The sequence below is a fragment of the Variovorax boronicumulans genome (assembly GCF_019352895.1).
In the GTDB taxonomy this organism is placed as follows: domain Bacteria; phylum Pseudomonadota; class Gammaproteobacteria; order Burkholderiales; family Burkholderiaceae_C; genus Variovorax; species Variovorax boronicumulans_A.
Window position 1 is genome coordinate 1,336,682 of sequence record NZ_JAAAFX010000009.1, and the last position, 4,794, is coordinate 1,341,475.

Consider the following 4,794-nt stretch of genomic DNA (forward strand, 5'->3'; position numbering starts at 1 on the left):
TGTCGGCGGCCTGGGCATCGTGCTGCTGGCCATCACGCTCGACCGCCTGACGCAGGCCATGGGCCAGTCGCGCCGCAGCGCCGGACGCCGCTGGTGGCACACCGGGCCCGTCGGCTTCACGCTGCACCAGCTGCAGCGCCTGCTGAGCCCCTCGTCGCGCGAAGCACGCGAGCCCGCGCCCGCGCTGTCGACCCAAGCGCAATGAACCGTCCAGGAGAAACACCGCACATGAAGAAGATCTATGTCATCGCACGCGGCCTCGCGGCCCTCGGCTTCGTAGCCTTCGCCCTGGTCGCCCACGTGGCCCATGCGGCCGACGAACTGCCCGGCAAGGGCGTGACCGTGCAACCGCTCAAGAGCTCGCTCGCCGAAGAGGCGTTCCAGACGCTGCTGGTGATGCGCGGGCTCGAGCAGCTCGGCTACACCGTCGAGCCCATGAAGGACCTCGAACCCGCGACCCAGCATCTGGCGATCGCCAATGGCGACGCCACCTTCATGACCAACCACTGGAGCCTGCTGCACGCCGACTTCTACAAGAACAGCGGCGGCGACGCCAAGCTGTGGCGCAAGGGCGTGTATTCCGACGGCGCGGTGCAGGGCTACCTGATCGACCGCAAGACCGCCGAGCAGCACCACATCACGAACATCGAGCAGCTGCGCGACCCGGCCATCGCCAGGTTGTTCGATGCCGACGGCGACGGCAAGGCCGACCTCACGGGCTGCAACCCCGGCTGGGGCTGCGAGCTGTCCATCGAGAGCCACCTGAAGACCTACGGGCTGAGCGGCACCGTGACCCACAAGCAGGGCAGCTATGCCGCGCTGATGGCCGACACCATCGAGCGCTTCAAGCAGGGCAAGCCGATCCTCTACTACACCTGGACGCCCTACTGGGTGAGCGCCGTGCTGCGCCCGGGCACGGACGTGGTGTGGCTGCAGGTGCCCTCCACGCCCCAGCAGGACGGCGGCGCCGACACCCGGCTGCCCAACGGCAGGAACTATGGCTTCCTGGCCAACCAGGAACAGATCGTCGCCAACCGGGCCTTCGCCGAGCAGAACCCGGCGGCCGCGAAGCTGTTCGAGCTGATGAAGCTGCCGATCGGCGACATCAATGCGCAGAACCTGCGCATGAGCCAGGGCGCCAACACGGCGCAGGACGTGGAACGGCACGCGGACGGATGGATCCAGGCGCACCAGGCGCTGTTCGATGGCTGGATCGCCGAGGCGCGGGCCGCCGCGCGCTAGTTCCAGCCTGCGTCAGGACCGCTGGACGCCGCCGAGGGCCGCGCGCTGGCGCCAGGCGAGTCCGCCGGCCACCAGCAGCACGAGGCCCAGGCCCAGCAGGAACATGCCCAGGGCATTGCCGCCGACCTCGCTGTTGTTGCTGGCGCTGATGGCCCGCGCGGCGGCGTTGGCATCGGTGGCCGTCATGGCGGTCGCGAAGGTCGCCTCCTTGCATCGCCCCAGCATCTCCGCACCCTGGTCCTTCATGCGCTCCTGGCATTTCGCCACCGTGGCGGCATCGGCCTGCGGCGCCGAGGCACCGAAACTCAGGAATGCGCCGGCGATCAGCAGGACCACGCCGAGGGCGAACAGGAACAGGGGATTCTTCTTCATCGTTTTTGTCTCCGGAGCGTTGAATGCGCACACTGCCCGGCAGTGCACGACCCAGCATAGCAGCGGGGTTCGACCCGACAGGGCCTGTTCGGTGCGGCAACTGTTGGATCGGCGCGCGCAAGGGCCAAGTCGCGGATCCGTCCTACACTCGCCCCCAGAACACCCCGGAGGGCTGGATGGCAAGTTCGGACATGGGCTTGATGAATGCCGTGATCGCCGCCTCGCGGGCCGCGTCGGACGTTTCGCGCTGGGACGACATGCTGGCCGCGCTGTGCCTGCGCTTCGACGCCACGGCGGCTTGCATCCACACGCCCCGCAGCAAAGCGCCAGACCGCTCGCTGTTCGTCGACCACGGACTGCCGACCCACACCGTGCCGGACTATGTCGAGTACTGGTCGTCACGCGATCCCTGGATGGCGGGCGCCGTGCAGAAGAACATCTGCGTTCGCACCGGCGAATGCGGCATCGGCCGCGAGCTGTGCGATTGGGACGACCTGCACAGGCTCGACTACTTCCATGAATTCGCGGCGCCCACCGGAGTGAAAGGGCTGCTCGGGATGATCGTCGACGACGGCTCCACGCCCTCGGCCGCACCGCTCACCGTGATCGGCCTGTACCGCCGGCCCGGGCTCGAGGAGTTCAGCCACCAGGACAAGCGCGTCTTCGAATCGGTGCATGCGCCGCTCCAGCTTGCGCTGCAGGCGCACTGGGCGCTGGGCCGCGCCAGGGAAAGCGGTCGGGCATCGCAGGCCTTGCTCGACGTCATCCCCAAGCCCTTGATGGTCCTGTCGCACAGCGGCGAAGTGCTCCACGCGAACGCGGCCGGCGCGGCCCTGCTGTCGCAGAACGTCTGGGCGGGCGTGCGACACGGCAAGCTGGTGCGGCTCGGTCAGCTGGACGCCTACGCCGTGGCGGCCTCGCTGCAGCATGTGCGCCTGGGCCTGCTCCAGACCCACGTGCTCTGGAAGCACGGCGCCGACGAGCTGGGCGCCTCGGCCACGGCACGGCTGGTCCCGCTGGAGGAAAACAATGCCTGCCGCGTGGCCTGGCCGCAGGCCGTGGCGCTGCTGCTGATCGACGAACCGCAGGAAGACCCGCAGGCCCGCCGCATGGAGAGGATCGCTGCGCAGTACCGGTTGACGCAGGCCGAGCGGCGGCTGGCCGACGCGCTGGTCGACGGCCTGACACTCGCCGAATTCGCCGAGCGCCATGGCATCTCGGTCCACACGGTGCGCACCCATCTGCGCAACATCTTCGACAAGACGGGACTGAGCCGCCAGGCCGATCTGATCCGGCTGGCCGGCGTGCCGCGGCATTAGACCGGCCGTACTTCATTTGAACGATGCCAGGGCGCGATGCGCCCGGGACACTCGCCGGCACCGCGCGGCGACCCGTCATTGACCGGAGGTCGGGCGACGCCGCCTGCCCACCTCTGGAGCCTCGACACGACATGAACCCCACCGCCCCGCGCAGCGCCCGGAACCGACCTGCCCTCTGCGCCACCGCCCTGCTCTTTCTCGCCGGACTCCATGGCCTGGCCGCGGCCCAGGCCGCGCGCGTGTGCGAGCACGATGCCGCCGTCACCGAGCGCTTCATCCCGGTCGAGATGCTGACCGGCCTGCCGCTGCCGGGCGCGCGCGAGCTCCGCTTCGCCGAGGTCGACCGCAGCTACCCCTTCATCGATGTGCTGCCCGACGGCCAGCTCGGCCAGGGCGATGTGCGGCTCAAGGGGCCGACGAAGTACACGGGCTATGCGGGCAAGGAGTTCGAGGTCTATGAACGCTCGGTGCCGCGTGCCGCGGAGCGCGTGGCGCTCACGCCCGACAGCACCGCCATCGGCCGGGTCTGGGACCAGCGCTTCGGCAACGCCTACAACGAAGGCAAGTTCCCGGTCGGCCTCTGGCAGCAGGGCCAGAAGCGCAGCTACGACACGCTCTACGGCCAGCGCAGCGCCGTGTCGTCGATCGAGATCGAGAAGCTCTCGTGCACCTATGACGGCGTCGCCGAATCGCTGCAGTACCGCTGGCGCACCAACAACGGCGTCGACTACGGCTACATCTACGCGCCAGGCCGCGGCGTGGTGCAGGTCTTCACATACAAGGGCGGGCGCTGAGCCTCCGCACCAAGGGCCGCGGGGGCTTCACCCGTCGGCCCGTCGAGGGGGATGCGAGCACATCCGGCAGACCTTCTAAGGGATTTTCCCCAGCTTGCGCTGGGCCATTGGTCTTGACTTTTGTCATGCACAAAAGTTATGATCATTTGCTTCAGACGATCAACAAGTCATGTTGATCATCCTGTGCTCCGCTCGAATCTAGGAATTTCGTCGCAGCGCAGGACTTCCTCGCCGGGCCCTGCCCGGCAAACCGGCCGGATGTTTCCGGCCCCATTGCCACGTCACGCTCTTCCAGAGCGGCGCCCCTCGACCAGGCCCGCCGCGCTGCGAAAGAAGCATCCGGCGGGCACTGGTTTCGTCGCCACGTCGTCTTCAGTGCCTGTCGGCAGCCCTTGAGGCTCGCCGGGCCATCGCACGCGCATCTTCGTGCGTTCCTTCGTTCGGGTAGCCACCTGGGTTGTTGACGTGGGCGTCGCCGCCTGGGCGGTGACGCCTTGTTCAACCTTCACATACAGGAACCCCGCTCCATGGCCAAAGGAATTCTCATCGACCACGTCTTCAAGGTATTTGGTGATGACCCCGCGCAGGCCCTGGAGTTGGTTCGGCAAGGTTTCTCCAAGCAGGACATCCTGGCGCGCACCGGCCAGTCGATCGGCGTGTTCGACGCCACCTTCGAGATCCAGGCCGGCGAGATCTTCGTGATCATGGGGCTCTCCGGCTCGGGCAAGTCGACGCTGGTGCGCCTGCTCAACCGGCTCATCGAGCCCACCGCCGGTCGCATCGTCATCGACGGCGCCGACATCAACGAACACTCCGACGCCAAGCTGCGCGCACTGCGCCGCAAGGACATCAGCATGGTGTTCCAGTCCTTCGCCCTGATGCCCCACATGACCGTGCGCGAGAACACCGCCTTCGGCCTCGAGCTCTCGGGCACCGACAAGAAGGCCCGCCTGGCGCAGGCCGACCTCGCGCTCGCGCAGGTGGGCCTCGCGGGCTGGGGCGACAGCTACCCCGACGAGCTCTCCGGCGGCATGCAGCAGCGCGTGGGCCTGGCGCGCGCGCTGGCC

5 protein-coding genes and 1 pseudogene are annotated in these 4,794 nt (G+C 68.2%); 5 read left to right on the top strand and 1 reads right to left on the bottom strand.

The window, feature by feature from the left end:
• A pseudogene (locus K0H49_RS30790) lies at positions 1-205 on the top strand (glycine betaine/L-proline ABC transporter permease ProW); the annotation flags it as partial.
• Between the two features lie 23 nt (positions 206-228).
• Entirely contained in the window at positions 229-1,242 is a 1,014-nt protein-coding gene (proX, locus tag K0H49_RS25315; protein ID WP_219218548.1) for a glycine betaine/L-proline ABC transporter substrate-binding protein ProX, read from the top strand.
• Between the two features lie 12 nt (positions 1,243-1,254).
• Here the strand turns inward: proX and K0H49_RS25320 are convergent, their stop codons facing one another.
• Positions 1,255-1,614 carry a hypothetical protein gene (locus K0H49_RS25320; RefSeq protein ID WP_219218550.1) on the bottom strand — a complete coding sequence of 120 codons (360 nt, stop codon included), beginning with the start codon at positions 1,612-1,614 and terminating at the stop codon, positions 1,255-1,257.
• Between the two features lie 176 nt (positions 1,615-1,790).
• On the opposite strand from K0H49_RS25320, the gene K0H49_RS25325 reads away from it, so the two are divergent.
• The 3 genes from K0H49_RS25325 to K0H49_RS30795 all read left to right on the top strand — a co-directional run.
• Positions 1,791-2,933, top strand: coding sequence for a helix-turn-helix transcriptional regulator (locus K0H49_RS25325; RefSeq protein ID WP_219218552.1), 1,143 nt, complete (start codon positions 1,791-1,793; stop codon positions 2,931-2,933).
• Between the two features lie 131 nt (positions 2,934-3,064).
• Positions 3,065-3,727: a hypothetical protein gene (locus K0H49_RS25330; RefSeq protein ID WP_219218554.1), complete on the top strand. Its 663-nt coding sequence runs from the start codon at positions 3,065-3,067 to the stop codon at positions 3,725-3,727.
• Positions 3,728-4,254: 527 nt separating this feature from the next.
• A partial coding sequence (locus K0H49_RS30795) for an ATP-binding cassette domain-containing protein (protein WP_257625119.1) occupies positions 4,255-4,794 on the top strand: 540 nt, incomplete at its 3' end.